This window comes from Haliea alexandrii, from assembly GCF_003719295.1.
Lineage (GTDB): Bacteria > Pseudomonadota > Gammaproteobacteria > Pseudomonadales > Halieaceae > Haliea > Haliea alexandrii.
Window position 1 is genome coordinate 306,106 of record NZ_RFLW01000001.1, and the last position, 18,787, is coordinate 324,892.

At 63.4% G+C, this 18,787-nt stretch carries 13 protein-coding genes; 6 read left to right on the forward strand and 7 right to left on the reverse strand.

The features are described 5' to 3' along the window. Positions 1–4: 4 nt before the first annotated feature. From EGJ68_RS01460 to EGJ68_RS01470, 3 genes are read right to left on the reverse strand one after another with little or no spacing between them, the layout of a single operon-like run. Positions 5–943 carry a branched-chain amino acid transaminase gene (locus tag EGJ68_RS01460; protein ID WP_123032787.1) on the reverse strand — a complete coding sequence of 313 codons (939 nt, stop codon included), beginning with the start codon at positions 941–943 and terminating at the stop codon, positions 5–7. Positions 944–945: 2 nt separating this feature from the next. Next, positions 946–3,846 carry a bifunctional [glutamate--ammonia ligase]-adenylyl-L-tyrosine phosphorylase/[glutamate--ammonia-ligase] adenylyltransferase gene (gene glnE / locus EGJ68_RS01465; RefSeq protein ID WP_123032788.1) on the reverse strand — a complete coding sequence of 967 codons (2,901 nt, stop codon included), beginning with the start codon at positions 3,844–3,846 and terminating at the stop codon, positions 946–948. A gap of 23 nt (positions 3,847–3,869) precedes the next feature. After that, positions 3,870–5,651 (reverse strand): GspE/PulE family protein, encoded by a 1,782-nt coding sequence (locus EGJ68_RS01470; RefSeq protein ID WP_123032789.1) that lies wholly within the window; start codon positions 5,649–5,651, stop codon positions 3,870–3,872. Positions 5,652–5,786: 135 nt separating this feature from the next. Here EGJ68_RS01470 and EGJ68_RS01475 point away from each other — a divergent pair, with 135 nt between their 5' ends. The 4 genes from EGJ68_RS01475 (at position 5,787) to argA (ending at position 10,403) form a co-directional block, all read left to right on the forward strand. After that, positions 5,787–6,467 (forward strand): TIGR00153 family protein, encoded by a 681-nt coding sequence (locus EGJ68_RS01475; protein ID WP_123032790.1) that lies wholly within the window; start codon positions 5,787–5,789, stop codon positions 6,465–6,467. A gap of 9 nt (positions 6,468–6,476) precedes the next feature. Beyond that, the gene (locus tag EGJ68_RS01480; RefSeq protein WP_123032791.1) at positions 6,477–7,754 is read left to right on the forward strand and encodes an inorganic phosphate transporter; all 1,278 of its coding nucleotides are present in this window, start codon (positions 6,477–6,479) and stop codon (positions 7,752–7,754) included. An 87-nt stretch (positions 7,755–7,841) separates the two neighbouring features. Continuing rightward, positions 7,842–8,993 (forward strand): acetylornithine deacetylase, encoded by a 1,152-nt coding sequence (gene argE / locus EGJ68_RS01485; protein ID WP_123032792.1) that lies wholly within the window; start codon positions 7,842–7,844, stop codon positions 8,991–8,993. A 105-nt stretch (positions 8,994–9,098) separates the two neighbouring features. Continuing rightward, entirely contained in the window at positions 9,099–10,403 is a 1,305-nt protein-coding gene (gene argA / locus EGJ68_RS01490; protein WP_123032793.1) for an amino-acid N-acetyltransferase, read from the forward strand. Here argA and EGJ68_RS01495 read toward each other — a convergent pair. The 4 genes from EGJ68_RS01495 to EGJ68_RS01510 are packed head-to-tail and all read right to left on the reverse strand — an operon-like array spanning position 10,395 to position 16,026. Next, the gene (locus EGJ68_RS01495) at positions 10,395–10,721 is read right to left on the reverse strand and encodes a DUF3240 family protein (RefSeq protein WP_123032794.1); all 327 of its coding nucleotides are present in this window, start codon (positions 10,719–10,721) and stop codon (positions 10,395–10,397) included. The genes argA and EGJ68_RS01495 overlap by 9 nt on opposite strands. After that, positions 10,714–13,782 (reverse strand): efflux RND transporter permease subunit, encoded by a 3,069-nt coding sequence (locus EGJ68_RS01500; RefSeq protein WP_123032795.1) that lies wholly within the window; start codon positions 13,780–13,782, stop codon positions 10,714–10,716. Before EGJ68_RS01500 ends, EGJ68_RS01495 begins: the two co-directional genes overlap by 8 nt. A gap of 1 nt (position 13,783) precedes the next feature. Further along, a complete protein-coding gene (locus tag EGJ68_RS01505; RefSeq protein ID WP_123032796.1) occupies positions 13,784–14,803 on the reverse strand; it encodes an efflux RND transporter periplasmic adaptor subunit in 1,020 nt (339 codons plus the stop codon). Beyond that, positions 14,800–16,026 carry a TolC family protein gene (locus tag EGJ68_RS01510; protein ID WP_123032797.1) on the reverse strand — a complete coding sequence of 409 codons (1,227 nt, stop codon included), beginning with the start codon at positions 16,024–16,026 and terminating at the stop codon, positions 14,800–14,802. The genes EGJ68_RS01505 and EGJ68_RS01510 overlap by 4 nt, the downstream gene beginning before the upstream one ends. 191 nt (positions 16,027–16,217) lie before the next feature. Here EGJ68_RS01510 and ilvD point away from each other — a divergent pair, with 191 nt between their 5' ends. Both ilvD and EGJ68_RS01520 read left to right on the forward strand, forming a co-directional pair. Next, a complete protein-coding gene (ilvD, locus tag EGJ68_RS01515) occupies positions 16,218–18,062 on the forward strand; it encodes a dihydroxy-acid dehydratase (RefSeq protein ID WP_123033981.1) in 1,845 nt (614 codons plus the stop codon). A gap of 34 nt (positions 18,063–18,096) precedes the next feature. Beyond that, positions 18,097–18,783 carry an FkbM family methyltransferase gene (locus EGJ68_RS01520; protein WP_158283450.1) on the forward strand — a complete coding sequence of 229 codons (687 nt, stop codon included), beginning with the start codon at positions 18,097–18,099 and terminating at the stop codon, positions 18,781–18,783. Positions 18,784–18,787 lie beyond the last annotated feature (4 nt).

Sequence of the window (18,787 nt, forward strand, 5' to 3'; positions counted from 1 at the left end):
TCGCCTAGGCGACCGGCGTCAGCCACTCGGGGTGTTGCGGGCGATTGCCACGCACCGAATCGAAGTACATGGCCTGCAGCTTCTCGGTAACGGGCCCACGGGCACCGCTGCCGATTTGCCGGCCGTCAAGCATGCGGATGGGCACAACCTCGGCAGCAGTGCCGGTGAAGAATGCTTCGTCGGCGATGTAGACCTCGTCCCGGGTAATGCGCCGCTCGCGAATCTGGTAGCCGAGTTCCGCCGCGAGGGCGAATACCGTATTGCGGGTGATACCGTCCAGGCAGGAGGTCAGGTCCGGGGTGAATATCTGATTATCGCGCACGACAAACACGTTCTCCCCACTGCCTTCCGCCACATAGCCCTCATTGTCCAGCATCAGCGCTTCTTCGGCGCCGCTGTCCAGCGCCTCGCGCAAGGCCAGCATCGAGTTGATATAGTTGCCGTTGGCCTTGGCTTTACACATGGTGATGTTGACATGGTGGCGCGTATAGGACGAGGTGCGCACCTTGATACCCCGGTCGCGGGCTTCCGGATCCATGTAAGAAGGCCACTCCCAGGCGGCGATCATGACGTGGGTCCGCAGCTTGTCGGCGCGCAGCCCCATACCCTCGGAGCCGAGGAAGCACATGGGGCGCAGGTATCCTTCGGTCAGCTTGTTCTCGCGCACCACCGTGCGCTGGGCCTCGTTTAGCATGGCCTTGTCGTAGGGCATCTCCATGCCGAGGATGTGGGCCGACCGGAACAGGCGGTTGGTGTGCTCTTCCAGGCGGAAGATACAGGTGCCGCGATCGGGCGTGTTGTAGGCGCGCACGCCCTCGAAGACACCCAGGCCATAGTGAAAGGTGTGGGTGAGGACATGGACTTTCGCCTCACGCCATGGCACCAGTTCGCCATCCATCCAGATGACCCCATCGCGGTCTGCAAAATTGGGTGCTGCACTCATGTTCAGTCCTGCTGCTCGGTTAATCCTGACGGCGCCGGAAACAGGCGCTGCCACACGGCTTCCACACTGGCCCGCTGTTCTCGATACCGCTCGCCACCCACCCGGCCGGGCAACTGCTGCAAAGCCAGCTGGTGAGCGGCAGACCGGAACGCCAGATACGCCCCCACCAGCGTGCTGCTCTCGTGCTCGCTGAGCAGGCCGGCAGTTGCCAGGGTTTCCAGAATGCGGATGTTGTCCGACCAGCGCACCAATTCAGGCACACGACGGGACCACGCCAGAACCGCATATTGCACCATAAATTCAATATCAACGATACCTCCAACGCCCTGTTTCAGGTCGAAATCCTCGCCATCCGGCAGCTGTGCGGGCAAAAGCTCACGACGCATGCGCGCCCGCATGGCCACCACCTCCTCTGCCAGCGCAGCGGCGTCCCGTTCGCGCTCCAGAATTGACCGGCGCACCGCGTCCACCGCGTCAGCTACCACCGGGTCCCCGGCCACGTGCCGGGCGCGCACCAGCGCCTGATGCTCCCAGGTCCACGCGCTCTCCTCCTGATAGCTGCGAAACCCTTTCAGAGAGGTCGCCAACAGGCCCGAGGCGCCTGAGGGCCGCAGCCGCATATCCACTTCATAAAGCTGCCCCAGGGTCATGCGGGTTTCCAGGATATGGATAATGCGCTGTCCGAGCCGGGTGTAGAACCGGATGTTGTCGATACTGCGTTCGCCGTCGGTGACGCCCTGGGCGTCCGCGTCAAAAATGAAGACCAGGTCGAGATCCGAGCTGTAGCTGAGCTCAATGCCCCCCAGCTTGCCGTAGCCAAAGACCGCAAAGCCCGTGCCGCTGCTCTCCCGCGACGGCGCACCAAAGCGCGCGGTGAGGTCGCTCCAGGCCACGGACAGCACATGCTCCAGGATGACGTCGGCTATCCAGGTGAGCTTGTCGCTCACCTGCATCAACGGCAGGCGTCCTACCACTTCACTGGCGGCCACACGCAGCACATGTGCCGCCTTGAAATAGCGCAGCGCATCCATCTGTCCTTCCAGGTCATCCGGCGCGAGCCGCGCAACCTGTTGCCGCAGTGCATCGGCCAGGCGCGACTTGTCCGGCGCCGTATAGAGACTGGCCCGATCCAGCAGCTCATCCAGCAGCACCGGGTGGCGCTGCAACTGCTCGGCAATCCAGGGGCTGGCATCGCAGAGCAGCACGAGGTCGGCCAGCGCGGGTGGGTTCTCCAGCAACAGCGCGAGATATGCGCTGCGGCGCAATACGGCGGTGACAAAAGGCAGAATACGCTGCAGCGCGCGGTCGGGGTCGCTCGCCTCCGCACACGCCAGCAGCAGGCGCGGCATGAACTGCTGCAGGCGCTCGCGCCCCTCGGCCTGCAGGGTGGCCACACGACTGCTGTCACGCAGCGCCTGCAAACGCTCAAGACTGTCTGATGCGTCGCGATAGCCGAGTTCAGCGAGCGCCGCTGCGGTTAGATCGTCGCCCCAGAGCGGCAGCTCGTCGGCTGTCGCGGCTTCTTCATCGCTTTCAGGCTCGGCGATCAGGTCGCGAAAATGCTCGGCAACGCGACGGCGGTGCGCCGCCAGCGCCGCCAGATAGGCGGGCCAGTCCGCACAGCCCATCACCGTTGCCATGGCCTGCTGCTGCAGTGCATCCGTCGGCAGCGCCTGGGTTTGCTGGTCCAGGTAGCCCTGAATGGCGTGCTCGCTGTCGCGCAGGAACAGGTAGGCGGTGCGCAGATCGAACACCGCTTCGGGCGGCAGGCAGCCCAGTGTGCACAGCTCCTCCAGGATCAGCAGCAGCTCGCGTTGCTGCAGCGCCAGGTCGCGGCCACCGCGAATGAGCTGGAAGCACTGGGCGATAAACTCGACCTCGCGGATGCCACCGTGGCCCAGTTTGACGTCATCCTGCAGCCCGCGGCGGCGCACCTCGCTGTTGATCATCTGCTTCATGCCGCGCAAGCTTTCGATGACGCCGAAATCCACATAACGGCGAAACACAAAGGGGCGCAACATATCCATCAACTCGGCGCCGCGCTGTGGGTCCCCGGTGATGGGACGCGCCTTGATCAGTGCGTAGCGCTCCCAGTCGCGGCCCTGCTCCTGGTAGTACTCTTCGAGGGCGGCGAAGTTCACCGCAAGGGAACCGCTTTCCCCATAGGGGCGCAGGCGCATGTCCACGCGGAACACGAAACCGTCGGCAGTGACCTGATCCAGGGCATTGATCAGGCCCTGGCCCAACTTGGTGAAGAACTCGGCATTGCTGATGCTGCGCCGCTCACCATCGGTGTCTCCTGCTTCCGGGAACGCGAAGATGAGATCGATATCCGACGAGACATTGAGTTCCCGCGCGCCCAGCTTGCCCATGGCAATCACGATCAGCTGCTGCGCCTCGCCGTTGCGGGCGCTGCGCGGCGTGCCGAAGCGCGCCTGCAGCTGAGCCGTGAGCTGTTCCTGCGCCAGTGCAATGCAGGATTCGGCCAGCGTCGAGGTATCCCGCACGGTTTCCAGCGTATCCGCACTGCGACAGAAATCGCGCCACACAATGCGCAGCATATGCCGCTGCCGGAAGCGACGCAGCACCGGGTTCAGTTCCGCACCGGGTTCGGCGAGCCAGGTGCGCAACTCGGCAAGCATGTCTCCCGGCTGCAGTGCGCGCTGCAGCAAACCCGAGGACAGCAACTCGGTGAGCACAGCGGGCTGGCGGCGCACGGTCTCGGCCACGAACGGGCTGCAGGCCAGGACCCGGGCAAGGGGGCCGGCGAGTTCTGCCGCGGACGGCGCAAGCGCTGTCTCCAGCGCACGCACGGCGCCGGCATCGGGATGATCCTGAATACGCTGCCATGCAGTTGCCGCGGCGGTCGCCAGGCTCGAGGTTAAGGCGTGGGTGTCGATCATCGGCAGAGACTTCCGTTGGCGAGTCAGGCGTCGAACAGGGGGGCGACGCGCATCACTTCTTCTATGGTGGTGTGGCCCGAAGCCACCCGCGCGGCGCCAGCCAGCCGCAGCGTGCGCATGCCCTCGGACATGGCCACCTCACGCACTTTGCGTGACTCCATATCGGGCACAATGCAGGCCGCCACCTCGGGACTGTTGACCAGCAACTCGTAAATGCCCTGGCGCCCGCTATAACCGGTCTCCCGGCAGGCACGACAGCCCACGGGGCGCGCCACCTGCGCAGGTGCCGGCAGCGGAAAGGGGTGCACCAGTTGCTGCCAGGCCTCTTCGTCCACCGGCTCCAGTACCTTGCACTCGGTACAGAGCACACGAACCAGCCGCTGGGACATGATGCCGCGCAGGGTGGCCTTGATCAGATAGGCGGGCAGGCCCAGCTCCAGCAGGCGCGCTACCGAGCCGGGGGAGTCATTGGTGTGCAGCGTCGACAGCACCAGGTGGCCGGTCAGCGCCGCCTGCACTGCCATATGCGCGGTTTCCAGGTCGCGTATCTCACCCACCATGATGATGTCCGGGTCCTGCCGCATCAGCGCGCGCACACCCGTGGAGAAATCCAGCTTGATGCTGTGATTGACCTGCATCTGGTTGAAGCTGTCCTCAACCATCTCGATGGGGTCCTCGATGGTGCACACGTTCACGTCCGAGGTGGCCAGGCGGCGCAGGGTGGAATAGAGAGTGGTGGTCTTGCCCGAGCCAGTGGGCCCGGTCACCAGTACAATGCCGTTGCCGTGGGAGGTCATCCGCTGCCAACGGTGCAGGTCCTCGTCTTCCAGCCCTAGCTGGGCAAAACTCTTCTGCAACAGCTCCGGATCGAAAATCCGCATCACCAGCTTTTCGCCAAATGCTGTGGGCAGGGTCGACAAGCGCAGTTCCACTTCGCCCCCGGTCTGGGGCGAGCGCGTTTTCAGGCGTCCGTCCTGGGGCCGGCGTTTCTCCGCTACATCCATGCGCCCGAGTATCTTGATACGGCTGGTCACGGCGGCGCACACCTGCTGCGGCAGTTCGTAGACATTGTGCAGCACGCCGTCGATGCGGAAACGCACATGGCCCACTTCCCGGCGGGGCTCGACGTGAATATCCGAGGCACGCTGTTCAAAGGCGTATTGCAACAGCCAGTCGACAATCGTCACCACGTGCTGGTCGTTGGCGTCGAGCTCATGCATGGCGCCCAGTTCCAGCATCTGCTCGAGGTTGGTCACCCCGGGTGCCGCACTGTGGCTTACGCCGCTGTGACGGGCGCCCCGGACCGAACGCGCCATACTGTAGAACTCGGCGGTGTGGCGGGTGATGTCGCGCGGGTCCGCCAGCACACGTCGAATCGGTTTACGCAGCACATGCTCGAGATTGCGCTCCCAGCCGCGGATCCAGGGTTCCGCGCTGGCTATCACCACATCGTCCGTGTTCACTTCCACCGCCAGAATACGATGCCGGCGCGCAAACTCGCGCGACATCACCTCGGCCACGGCGCTGACGTTGATCTTCAGGGGGTCAATATCGTACACCGCCTGCCCGGTGCGCTCGCTCAACCAGCCGAGCAGGGCCTCCATATCCAGCGGTCTGCCGCTGCGCGCGGCGTCCGCCAGCTTTTGCTCAGCCAGGTAGACCAGCGGATGGATGCTGCCCACGTTGACCTTGAGTAGGCGATCGCGATCCGCTGCGGACACACGGCCCGCAGTGTGCAGCTCCTCGGCCAGAACATGCAGCTCGAGGGATCTCTCTGCGTATTCAGGGCCGAACTGGGTGGTCATGGCGTTGCGCCTCTCTGCTGGCTGGATACAACATGCGCGCATGCTAGCACAGGCGACTGCCGCTGCGCGCCGCACGGTGTGACAGGAGCAGCCCCCTCACCTATACTTCGCGCCTTGCCCACAGGAGAGCACCGAATGCCCAGCTCGAACCCGCTAAGCAGCCTCTTTGGCCGATCGCCCATCGGGCCCATTCAGGAGCATATGCAGGTGGCCAACGACGCCGCGCAGCTGCTCCCCGCATTCCTGGAAGCTGCCCAGGACGATGACTGGAAGCTGGCAGAGGAGATCTTCCGGCGCATCGGCGAAGCCGAGGAGGCCGCCGACAAACTCAAGCGCTCCGTGCGCCGTCACCTGCCCAACAGCCTGTTCCTGCCGGTGCCCCGCACCGACCTGCTGGAGCTGGTGACCATTCAGGACCACGTAGCAAATACGGCAAAAGACATCGCCGGCCTTATGCTGGGCCGCGAAATGCGCTTTCCCGAGAAGCTGGAAAAACACCTGCTGGAATTTGCGCGCGCCTGCACCGCCACCTGCGAGCAGGCGCTGGTCGCCATTCGCGAACTGGACGAATTGCTGGAAGTGGGCTTTACCGGCCGCGAAGTGGTGCGCGTTGAAGGCCTGATCAAGGAACTGGATAAACTGGAAGGGCGCACCGACAAGCAGTCCAAGGCACTGCGGGCGCGGCTCTTCAAGCTGGAAAGAAAGCTCTACGCGGTAGACGTGATGTTCTATTACAAGGTGATTGAACTGCTTGCCGGGCTGGCGGACTCCGCCGAACGGGTAGGTCACCGACTGCAGATACTGATGGCGAAATAGGACACAGGCATGGAAATCATCGCGGAACATGGCACGCTGCTGCTGATACTTGCCTGTACGTTCGGGTTCTTCATGGCCTGGGGCGTGGGCGCCAACGACGTCGCCAATGCCATGGGCACCTCGGTGGGATCGAAAGCGCTGACCATCAAGCAGGCCATTCTGGTTGCCATGGTATTCGAGTTCCTGGGCGCCTACCTGGCGGGGGGCGAAGTGACCGCCACCATTCGCCAGGGCATTATCGATGCCGACTCGATGGCCGACAGGCCGGAATTGATGGTCTACGGCATGCTATCGGCGCTACTTGCGGCCGGCACCTGGCTGATGATCGCCAGCATCAAGGGCTGGCCCGTGTCGACGACCCACTCGATTGTCGGTGCCATTGTCGGCTTTGCCGCCGTGGGTATCGGCGTGGACGCCGTACACTGGGAAAAGGTCGGCACCATCGCCGCCAGCTGGCTGGTGTCGCCGCTGCTCGCGGGCACTATCTCCTTCGCCCTGTTCATGAGCGTGAAGATTCTCATCCTGGATACTGAAGACCCCTTCCAGCGCGCCAAGCGCTTCATTCCCGTGTACATGTGGATGGTGGGCTTCATGATTTCCATGGTAACCCTGCTCAAGGGCCTGAAGCACATCGGCGTGGAAATGGATCTCGGCCTGGGCTCCAAGTTTGCCAACGCGGTGCCCCTGTCCTTCCTGATTGGCCTTGTAGTTGCCGCGCTGGGTGGCGTCCTCGTCAACCGCATAAAGCCGGTGCCCAACACCCAGCATCGCTTTGCCAACGTGGAGCGTGTGTTCGGCATCCTGATGATATTCACCGCCTGTGCCATGGCCTTCGCCCACGGCTCCAACGACGTGGCGAACGCGGTAGGACCGCTGGCAGCCGTTGCCAACACGGTCATGTCAGGTGGCATGATTACCTCCCAGGCACCTTTGCCCTGGTGGATTCTGCTGGTCGGTGCCATGGGGATCGTGGTGGGTCTGGCGACCTATGGCTGGAAAGTCATCATGACCGTCGGGCGTAAAATCACCGAACTCACCCCCAGCCGCGGCTTTGCCGCAGAGCTGGGCGCGGCCTCCACGGTGGTGCTGGCCTCCGGCACCGGGCTGCCCATCTCCACCACGCACACGCTGGTGGGGGCTATCCTGGGCGTTGGTTTCGCCCGCGGAATTGCGGCACTGAACCTGCGCACCATCGGCACCATTTTCATGTCCTGGATCATCACCCTGCCTGCAGGCGCTGCGCTTTCAATCATCTTCTTCTTCACCTTCAAGGGCATCTTCGGCTGAGCCACCTCCCCGGGCACTGATTGACTCGATCAGTGCCCCCCGCTACCGTCAGCCGACCCCCCACGGGCAACCGCAGGCAGCCGCGCAATGTCACACCACGACAAGCACATCATCAGCCAGCTTCGCGCCCTTGTCGGCACGCCGTCTGTCAGTTCCACGGACCCCTCCTGGGATCAGGGTAACCGGGCAGTCATAGAGCTGCTGGCGGGCTGGCTGTCGGCGCTCGGCTTTCGCACCGAAATCATGGATGTGTCGCCCGATGGGCAGAAAGCCAACCTGATTGCCACGCTGGGCAGCGGCCCGGGCGGTTTGGTGCTGGCGGGGCATACCGATACGGTGCCGTTTGACGAGGGTCGCTGGCGGTCAGACCCGCTGCAGCTTACCGAGCGCGACCAGCGCCTGTATGGCCTGGGCAGCACGGACATGAAAGGCTTTTTCCCCATTGCCATCGCCGCGGCACGCGCATTCGTGGACAAACCACTGCAGCAACCGCTTATCATTCTCGCCACCGCCGATGAAGAAAGCTCCATGGACGGTGCGCGGGCACTCGCTGCCGCGGGGCGCCCCCGGGCCCGCGCCGCCATCATCGGCGAGCCGACCTCACTGAACCCGGTGCGTCTGCACAAGGGCATCATGATGGAGGCCATCGAGGTCACCGGGCTCGCCGGGCACTCCTCCAACCCGGCACTGGGCGTCAGCGCGCTGGATGTGATGCACGAGCTGATGAGCGAACTGATGCAATTTCGCCACCAGCTGGCGACCGAGCACGCCAATAGCGCCTTCGATGTCGCTTTTCCCACCCTCAACCTGGGCTGCATACACGGGGGCGACAGCCCCAACCGGATTTGCGGCCGCTGCGAACTGCACTTTGACCTGCGCCTCACACCCTCCGCCGCCGCCGCGGGTGTGCGCGAGCAGTTGCAGCAGCGCCTGCAGACACTGGCCCATGCGCGTGGTGCCGGGATTGCCCTGCGCTCACTGGTAGAGCCGGTGCCACCCTTCGAACAGCCGGCAAACAGCGAGCTGGTGCGCCTGGCAGAAAAGCTCACCGGGCACAGCGCTCTGGCCGTTGGCTTTGCCACCGAGGCTCCCTTCCTGCAAGCCATGGGTATGGAAACTATCGTTATGGGGCCCGGCTCCATTGACCGCGCGCACCAGCCGGACGAATTCCTGGAGCTGAGCCAGATCCAGCCCTGCGTCGACCTGCTGCAATCCTGCATCGCGCACTACTGCCTGTGACCAGAGCGGGCAGGCCGCACACGCCGTGAAAATTTGCATTAGTCGGCGCGGCCCGCATTGGGTACTCTTGGCACACCATCGTCACTGACAAACGGAACCGACCACGTGACTACCCCCGGCCGCAGCCATATTCGCTGGTTCAGGAATACGGCGCCCTACATCAACACGCACCGGAACCGGACGTTTGTCCTGATGCTGGGGGGCGATGCTGCCCAGGATCCCAACTTCCCCACCATTTTGCATGACCTGGCGCTGCTGCACAGCCTGGGCGTGCGGCTGGTGCTGGTACACGGTAACCGCCCGCAGATCGACAACAGGCTGGCGGCGGCAGGCATCGAAAGCCGTTTCCACGACGACATGCGCATCACCGACAGCGCCACCATGCACCACGTGACCGATGCCGCGGCCTCGCTGCGCGCACAGATCGAGGCACTGCTTTCCATGGGGCTGCCCAACTCACCGATGCAGGGCGCGCGCATGCGCGTGTGCTCCGGCAACTTCGTGACCGCCAGACCCCTGGGGGTTGTGGACGGGGTGGACTTCCAGCACACCGGTCGCGTGCGGCGCATCGACAGCGCCGGCATCCAGCAGCAACTGGCCGCCGGCTCCGTGGTGCTGCTGTCGCCGCTGGGCTATTCCCCCACCGGGGAGATCTTCAATCTCATGCTTGAGGATATCGCCGTGCACTGCGCCGCCGGCATCGGCGCCGACAAACTGGTGTTGTTCGGCAATGGCGCGGGGATTGCCGGCGACGACGGCGCCCTGCTGCGCCAGCTCACCGTCGCCAACATCAGTGCCGTTCAAGGGCAGGATGCCGAGCAGACGAAACTTCTGGCCACAGCGCGCCGCGCCTGCATGGCCGGCGTATCACGCTGCCATATCATCAGCTACCGGGACGACTGCGCGCTGCTCGAGGAGCTGTTCACCCACGATGGCAACGGCACGCTGGTCGCGAAAGACGACTACGAGCAGACCCGCAGTGCCAGCATCGATGATGTGGGCGGCATACTGGAGCTGATCGAGCCGCTGGAGCGCGAAGGCGTGTTGCTGAAGCGCTCACGGGAACTGCTGGAAAATGAAATTCGCCAGTTCCGCATTATCGAACGGGACGGACGCATTATTGCCTGCGCGGCACTCTACCCCTTTCCCGAGGAGAACTGCGGCGAGGTGGCGTGTATTGTCTCCCACCCCGACTACCGGGGCGGGCAGCGGGGGCAGCGCCTGTTGCAGGAAATCGAGCGTGAGGCACGCGTGCAGGGCCTGGACCGGGTGTTTGTACTCACCACGCAAACCGCGCACTGGTTCCTGGAACAGGGTTTCGAGGAGCGCTCGCGCGATGCGCTGCCGGCGCAGAAGCAGGCGCTATACAACCTGCAACGCAACTCCAAGGTGTTTTTCAAGTCACTCTAGCGGCGGCGTTAGCGGGTCACCTCCGATATGGCCGGACTCCAGTACTGGCTGTACCCAGTAACGCAGCCGATCGCGCCCGGCAACCGGCGCCAAAGCCGCCAACAGGGTGGGGCGAAGGGCCGGGTCATGCAGCACCTCGAAACGGCTGATACGCCGCGACCCTTCCACCTGTTCCGCCAGGCTGAGGCGACTGTGCTCGCGACTGAAACCACTCACCGCGGCGACCGTGAAACCGGCAACCGCGGGTAAGGACATCAACGCATCGACCATGTCGTCGTGTACTTCGCGCGGCACCAGAAGGACCAGCAAGTCAGTCATGGCGGCGTTTCTCCCGATACTGGTACAGGACGGGTAACAGGAACAGCGTGGTCACCGTGGATGTGAGCAGCCCACCGACAACCACAATAGCCAATGGACGCTGCACTTCGGCACCCGGGCCGCTGGCAAATACCAGCGGTAGCAGGCCAAAAATAGCCGTGGTGGCCGTCATCAACACCGGACGCAGACGCTGACTGGCGCCGGCACAGATGCGCGCTGGCAGCCTGCCCGGCAAATGCCTCTGTTGCTGGAAATGACTGACCATCACCACACCGTTCAGAACGGCCACGCCCAGCAAGGCAATGAGACCCACCGAGGCCGGCACAGACAGGTACTCACCACTGAGAAACAGTGAAATCACCCCGCCCATGAGGGCGAACGGTATATTGCCGAGGATGATGCCGGCCAGCGCCATGGAGCCAAAGGTGGCAAACAGGATAAGCAGTATCAGAACCAGCGCGACCGGCACCACCAGCAACAGGTTACGGGTGGCACGCTGCTGATTCTCGAACTCGCCGCCATATTCCAGCCGATAGCCCGCGGGCAGCGATACCTCAGCGGCCAGCACCTCACGGAGCTCCTCCACGAAACCCACGACATCGCGCCCTTCCACGTTGACCGTCACCACGCCGAAGCGACTGCCGCGCTCCCGTTCGATCAACAGCGGGCCCTCAGCATAATTGAGGCTGGCCACGTCGCCCAGTGTTGCGAGGCTGCCATCGGGCAGGGCAACACTGCGCGCGGCGAGGTCAGCCACCGTTGCCGGTACGGCGACTGTCTGTGAGCCGGCCGCCAGCGTTACCGGAATGCGCCGCTTGCCCTGACGCACTTCAGAAATCACAGTCCCCTCGATCTGGCTGCGCAGGTACTCAGACAGGCCCTCCACCGTGAGGCCGTGGGCCGCCGCCAGCTCGGGCTTTACCTCGAGATTCAAGAACTTGCCGCCCTCTGTCACAGAGGCCTGAACATCCACCGCGCCCTCGACTTTGGGTATCGTCCGCGCGATGCCCTGCATCAGGTTGGCAATCTGCATCAGGTCTTCACCGTAGACCTTTACCGTCACATCGCCTGTGCTTCCCGTAAGCATCTCCGAAACCCGCATCTGGATCGGCTGCGTGAAGCCCACATTCATGCCGGGGAAGCCCTCCAGCACCTTGCGCACCTCCGCCTCCAGCTGGGACTTGCTGGCAAAACGCCACTCGTCCGGTGGCAACAGCTCCATGAAAACATCCGTCTCGTTGAGCCCCATCGGGTCCAGCCCCAACTCGTCGGAGCCGGTGCGGGTAACAATCTGGCGAATCTCGGGCACGCCGGCCAGAAGCGCGGCACCCACCTGGCGATCAAGCTCGACCGAGGCGGGCAGGGAAATGCTGGGGGATTTTTCCAGCTGCACGATCAAGTCACCTTCATCAAGCACCGGCATGAACGTCTTGCCCATCAACAACAGGAAGACCGCACTCACTGCCAGCAATACCCCGATGCCGAGCAGCATGCCCAGGGGCCGCAGCAGAACACGCTCCAGAGCAGACTCGTAGGCCCCTTGCAGACGCAGCATGAACCGCGGCATGCCAGCGCTTTGCCTGCCCAGCATGAGCGAGGCCGCAACCGGAATAAGAGTGAGAGAGAGCGCCAGCGCGGCCAGCATGGCGTAGACAATGGTCAGCGCCACCGGCGTGAACAGCTTTCCCTCAAGGCCACTGAGTGTGAGCAGCGGCGAAAACACGATGATCACGATCAGTGTGCCGGAGACCACAGGCAGTGCCACTTCCTGCGCCGCGCGGTACACCACGTGCAGGCGCGGCAGGCCAGTATCTTGATTCAGCCGGCTCAGCGTGTTCTCCACCACCACCACGGAAGAGTCCACCAGCATGCCAATCGCGATCACCAGGCCGCCCAGGCTCATCAGATTGGCTGTCAGGCCGGTGCCGGACATCAGGAGGAACGTGGCCAACGCCGCCAGCGGCAGCGACATGGAAACCACCAGCGCCGCGCGCAAATTGCCGAGGAATACGGTCAGCACAGCCACCACAAGTAGAATGGCCTGAAACAGGGCACTGGAGATGGTGCCGATGGCCGTGCTGATCAGCCGTGCGCGGTCGTAAAACACGTTGATTTCAGTGCCAGCGGGCAGGGTTTGCGCCAATTCATCAAGGCGCGCCTTGACCCCCTCCACAACCGCCCCTGTATTGCTGTCGCGCAGTGCAATCACCAGGCCCTGCACGGCTTCCTCGCCGTTGCGCGTGACCGCACCGTAGCGTGCCAGATGGCCGATGGCCACATCGGCAACATCGCCCAGCCGATACACCCCACCGGGCCCGGAGCGCACGACGATATCCTTCAGCGCTTCCAGGGAGTGCACCTGCCCTTCAACCCGCACCACCAGCACATCGTTGCCCAGCAGCATGCGGCCAACCCCGGCGTTGAGGTTCTGCGCCACAATCGCCGCCTCGAGTTCCGCAATGCCCAGGCCGAGTTCGGAGAGCACCACCGCATGCGGCGTGACCTGATAGGTTCTTGCGTAGCCGCCGAGCACATTCACATCGGCCACCCCGGCAACCGTGCGCAGGGCAGGGCGTATCTCCCACTCGAGCAGCTGGCGCTTGTCCTGCAGCGACAGGTCGGGGTTCTCGATAGTGAACATGAACATCTCGCTGAGCGGCGTGCTCATCGGCGCAAGGCCGCCCTCAACCGCGAAGGGCAGCTCGTCGAGGATGCCCGCCAGCCGTTCGTTCACCTGTTGACGCGCCCAGTAGATATCCGTACCGTCAACAAAATCCAAGGTGATGTCGGTAATGGCGTATTTGGTCGTGGAGCGCAGCATCGCCTGTCGCGGAATGCCCAGCAACTCCGTTTCCAGAGGGTAGGTCACGCGCTGTTCGATTTCTTCCGCCGTCATTCCCGGCACTTTGAGAATGACCTTGACCTGCGTGGGCGCGATGTCGGGATAGGCATCAATCGGCAGATTGAGCCAGGCACGCAGGCCCAGCCCCGCCAGCATCAATGCCATCACACACACGAACAGGCGCTGGGTGAGGGAAAAGCGAACCAGCTGTTTCAGCATGTCACTCGCCACCCAGTCCCATGAGCACGCCCTGTACCGCGGATACTGAGCGGCTCAGCACGGCACGGCCCGCCAGTGGCGTGTCAGAGGTTACAGCGTAATCATCGCCCACCGGCTGCAACAGCGAGACCGGGGCCAGCTGCAACACACCATCGCCACGCAGCAGTACGTGTGCCTGTTCCTGCCAGGTGAATACCGCCGAGCGCGGCAGCAAATACGCGTCCTGACGGTAAAGCGGCGTTGCGCTGACTATGCGGTTCAGCTGCACCCCGCAGGATGCGTGTATCGCCTCACTCCAGGCGACCAGGGAAAAGCCTCGAGCAACACCTTCCAGCTCGTCTATAGCCAGACGACAACCATCGAGCTGTACACCGCTCAAGCGATCGGCATTCTGCATGGGCACCAGCAGCTGCAGGCGCAGGTCATCCGGCGCCACAAACCCGGCCACATCATCTCCCGCGAGCAATGCCGTTTGACGATGGTCGTATTCTATAAAACCGCTGATGGGCGAGTGCAGGGTGATGGACTCCACGTCATCCTGCGGAGGGTCCACCAACTCCATGAAGTGACGCATGTGCTCGTATTCCAGCTGCAACGCCAGATAAGTGTCAACGATGGCAACCCACTGCTCCTCCGCCAGCGCCTGTTGCTCATAGGAAGCCCGGTTACGCTCATAGCGCGCCTCGGCACTGCGGTAGCGCCGGTGCATAGCCTCGAACTCAAGCAGGAAGTGGTGGATTTCCGGCCCCTCCAGCACGACGAAGGGTTCCCCGGCGACAACCTGCTCGCCATTGCGTACCAGATAATGCGCTCGTCGCACGTCCCGCGGCAGCTGAATACTGTACTGGCTGCCCGTGCGGTGCATCACCTGCGCCCGTACAGCAGGCCCCGGCACGTCCGTGACGCCGGTCACGGGCGTATAGGCGAGCTGCAGTTCGCCCAGGGCCGACAGCGGCACATCGCTGCTGTAGGCCGCCAGCGGCAACCACACGACGAGCAGCATCCAAACCGGTTTGATCATAAAGCTAATCCCGCTGTTTGCCGCAGACGTGCGGCATTATGCTCTATTTCGGCGTCTATCAGGGCCGCTTCGCTGCGTCGCTCAAGCACCTCCAGCAAGCGGCGGATAACCAGCTCCACTTCCATTTCGCTGCTAGAGCGCAACGTCAGCAGCTGCGCCTCGATGCGCTGGCCGATACGCGCAGACTGCAGCAGCAGTTCACGGCGCTCGCGCAACCGCTGAGCTTCGGCTGAGAGCGTTATCCACTGCGTGCGGATGCCGGTGCGCAGGCTGTCCCGCTGCAGGCTGAAATCGCGACTGAGCGATGCTCGCTGAACTTCAATGGCTCGGCTGCTGACCCCGAAAAAGGTCAACGGCAGGTCGACAGCCACACCGTATTGATTCTCTGCGGGTCCCGGTCCATTCAGGCTGCGCGCTGTGAGGGCCAGGTTCCAGTCGGCAGCTGCCGGATCTGCCAACGCGATGAGTGCCTGCTGTTGATCGCGGCCCAGTTCCAGCAAGGCCAGCTGGGGGTGCTGAGTGTAATCGGGCTCGGCGGGCAGGGATGCGGTTTCCGCAATCTGCCTGGGTAGCGCCGGCAAACCCGTGAGGGCTGAAAAGCTGGCCTGAGCGGCGCGTCTCCTGGCCACGCCGTCGGCCACCCTCAGTTCGGCATCGAGCCTTTCCTGGGTGAGCAATAATGCGGCATAGCCCGGTATGGCGCCGGCGTCTGCCTGCAACGCGGCGCGCTGCTCCAGCTCCAGTATCAGTGCCGCGCGCGCACGCGATTGCTCCAGCTGCAGCGTCGCCAACCGATGTTCCCACACTGCATCGCGAATCAACCCGGAAAAAAACCAGGCCCGATAACGCTGCTGCATCTGTTGCAGGCTCTGCTGCAACGCCCCGAGATCCGCGTCAACATCGCGGCGCAGGGATGATTTGAAAGGCAGGTTCAATGCGATTTCGGTTTCATCCGTGCCCAATCGCTGGTCACTTTGCAAGCGGCTGGCAGACAACGACGGCAGCGCCGCCAACATGCCATCGTCACCCGCATCCGCTCCCACCACCTCAGCGCCATACCCGTGGTAGCTCAACGTCGTACGCAGCACCTCGCTCAATTCGAGGTCGCTGGCGAGCTGTGCCTGGGCAGGTACCGCACACCCGAGGCCACAGCAAACGAGGATAACCCTTACACCCTGACGCATGCCTCCCTGCCTCACAAATCGACCCTTCTTGTCTTCCATTGAAACACCTCCGCGGGGAAACATCCTTGCGGCATATCATGGTCTCTGCTGCCCGGTTACCTGCCATGTTTACGAAAACACCGCGCGGACGCAATGCACACTGTCCCCGACACGGCGATTTTTGCTATTCTGCCACGCTTGCCAGCGCTGCTTCGGCGGCACACCTGTTGACTGAATACACCGAGACCTCCATGCCCGATTACCGCTCGAAAACCTCCACCCACGGCCGCAACATGGCGGGTGCCCGCGCACTGTGGCGCGCCACCGGCATGCAGGACGGCGACTTCGGCAAGCCCATTATTGCCGTGGTCAACTCCTTCACCCAGTTCGTGCCAGGCCATGTGCACCTGAAAGACCTGGGGCAACTGGTGGCTCGGGAAATTGAAGCGGCGGGCGGTGTGGCCAAGGAATTCAACACCATTGCGGTGGATGACGGTATTGCCATGGGCCACGACGGCATGCTTTACAGTCTGCCCAGCCGCGACATCATCTCCGATTCCGTGGAATACATGGTCAACGCGCACTGCGCAGATGCCATGGTGTGCATTTCCAACTGCGACAAGATCACTCCCGGCATGCTGAACGCGGCCATGCGCCTCAACATCCCGGTGGTGTTTGTCTCCGGCGGCCCCATGGAAGCGGGCAAGACCAAGCTTTCCGAGCATAAGCTGGACCTGATCGACGCCATGGTCATCGCCGCCGACAACGACGCGACGGACGAGCAGGTGGCGGAGTACGAGCGCTCCGCCTGCCCCACTTGTGGCTCCTGTTCCGGCATGTTCACGGCGAATTCCATGAACTGCCTGACCGAGGCCCTGGGCCTCAGTCTGCCGGGCAACGGCTCCACACTGGCCACGCACGCCGACCGCGAGCAGCTGTTCCGTCGCGCAGGCCGCGTGGTCGTGGAGCTGTGTCGGCGGTACTACCAGCAGGACGACGCCAGTGTGTTGCCGCGCAACATCGCCAGCTTCAAGGCTTTCGAAAACGCCATGAGCCTGGATATCGCCATGGGCGGCTCCACCAATACCATTCTGCATTTGCTGGCAGCCGCGGAAGAAGCCGAACTCGACTTCACCATGCAGGATATCGACCGCCTGTCGCGCCGTGTGCCGCAGCTGTGCAAGGTGGCGCCGAACACGCCTCTCTACCACATGGAAGACGTGCACCGCGCCGGCGGCATCATGGCCATTCTGGGCGAACTGGACCGCGCCGGCCTGCTGCATCGGGACTGCCCCACTGTCCACAGCCCCAGCCTCGGTGATGCGCTGGACAGCTGGGATATCGTGCGCAGCAACGACGCAGCCGTACACGCGTTCTACAAGGCTGGCCCCGCGGGCATCCCCACCCAGGTGGCATTCAGCCAGAGCACGCGCTGGCCAAGCCTCGACCTCGACCGCGAGGGTGGCTGCATTCGCAATATCGCGCACGCCTTCTCGCTCGAAGGTGGCCTCGCTGTGCTGTTCGGCAACATCGCCGAGAATGGTTGCGTCGTGAAGACCTCCGGCGTGGATGACAGCATTCTCGTTTTCTCCGGCCCCGCCTACATTTGCGAAAGCCAGGAAGGCGCGGTCGAGGACATTCTCGGCGATAAGGTGCAGGCCGGCGATGTGGTGATCATCCGCTACGAGGGCCCGCGGGGCGGGCCGGGTATGCAGGAAATGCTCTACCCCACCAGCTACCTGAAATCGAAAGGCCTGGGCAAGGCCTGTGCCCTGCTCACGGACGGGCGCTTCTCAGGCGGCACCTCGGGGCTGTCGATCGGCCATGCTTCGCCGGAAGCAGCGTCTGGTGGTGCCATCGCACTGGTCGAGCCGGGTGATATCATCGATATCAACATCCCCGAGCGCAGCATCAACGTGCGCCTGAGTGATGCGGAGCTCGCCACCCGACGCGCGGCCATGGACGCTCGCGGCAAGGAGGGCTGGAAGCCCGCTCACGCCAGGCCGCGCAAGGTCAGCCCGGCATTGAAGGTGTATGCGAGCATGGTCACCAGTGCCGACCGCGGCGCTGTCCGCGACCTGTCCCTGCTCGACTGACATACAGACACTGCCTGCGGGAGTCGAAGCGACAATGAACCCCTTCAAGATTCTCAGCGCCATCAGCTCGGGCAGTTTCAAAGGCCACTTCGGCCAGTACGGCGAAGATGTCATTGTGCGCAAGCTGGTGAAGCCCAATCGGGGGCCCGGGCGCTATCTCGATCTGGGTGCATTTCACCCGTTCCGCTTTTCCAACACCGCCTACCTGTGGATGTGCGGCTGGCAGGGCGTGAACGTGGACGCCAATGCCAACAGCATTCGCCTTTTTGACCGGGTGCGCCGCGGCGACAAAAACATCTGTGCCGCCGTGGTCAGCGAAGCGGAGATCGCCAGCGGCCTGACCGAGGTGAACCTGATGCTGCCCCAGGTGACCAAGACACGCGACGGTATCAGTGCGCTGGGATCCATCAGCAGCGACCGGGCAGAACTCAAGGCACTGGTGCGGGCCGTGCCGGTACCCACCTTGAGCGTCAACGGCATCCTGGCCGAGAATAGCGGTGAGGATATTCGCTATATCAACATCGATATCGAAGGCTACGATGAAAAAATCGCCTGCGATATCGATCTGGCACGCTTCCGTCCAGAGGTCATCTCCGTGGAAGAGTACGGCCCCAATCTGGCGGCACTGGTCAACAGCGTGGTCTGCCAGCACCTGCAGGCGCATGACTACCAGCTGTTCGCCCGCGCCGGCTATACGTCTATTTACGTGCGCGAGGGTTGAGCCA

Bases quoted from the DNA above. Each gene is read 5' to 3' on its own strand.
- EGJ68_RS01480 (WP_123032791.1), top strand. From the start codon at position 6,477: ATGGAAATCATCGCGGAACATGGCACGCTGCTGCTGATACTTGCCTGT.
- glnE (WP_123032788.1), bottom strand. From the start codon at position 3,846: ATGATCGACACCCACGCCTTAACCTCGAGCCTGGCGACCGCCGCGGCA.
- EGJ68_RS01500 (WP_123032795.1), bottom strand. From the start codon at position 13,782: ATGCTGAAACAGCTGGTTCGCTTTTCCCTCACCCAGCGCCTGTTCGTG.
- EGJ68_RS01520 (WP_158283450.1), top strand. From the start codon at position 18,097: ATGAACCCCTTCAAGATTCTCAGCGCCATCAGCTCGGGCAGTTTCAAA.
- EGJ68_RS01475 (WP_123032790.1), top strand. From the start codon at position 5,787: ATGCCCAGCTCGAACCCGCTAAGCAGCCTCTTTGGCCGATCGCCCATC.
- argE (WP_123032792.1), top strand. From the start codon at position 7,842: ATGTCACACCACGACAAGCACATCATCAGCCAGCTTCGCGCCCTTGTC.
- EGJ68_RS01505 (WP_123032796.1), bottom strand. From the start codon at position 14,803: ATGATCAAACCGGTTTGGATGCTGCTCGTCGTGTGGTTGCCGCTGGCG.
- EGJ68_RS01460 (WP_123032787.1), bottom strand. From the start codon at position 943: ATGAGTGCAGCACCCAATTTTGCAGACCGCGATGGGGTCATCTGGATG.
- EGJ68_RS01510 (WP_123032797.1), bottom strand. From the start codon at position 16,026: ATGGAAGACAAGAAGGGTCGATTTGTGAGGCAGGGAGGCATGCGTCAG.
- EGJ68_RS01495 (WP_123032794.1), bottom strand. From the start codon at position 10,721: ATGACTGACTTGCTGGTCCTTCTGGTGCCGCGCGAAGTACACGACGAC.
- ilvD (WP_123033981.1), top strand. From the start codon at position 16,218: ATGCCCGATTACCGCTCGAAAACCTCCACCCACGGCCGCAACATGGCG.
- EGJ68_RS01470 (WP_123032789.1), bottom strand. From the start codon at position 5,651: ATGACCACCCAGTTCGGCCCTGAATACGCAGAGAGATCCCTCGAGCTG.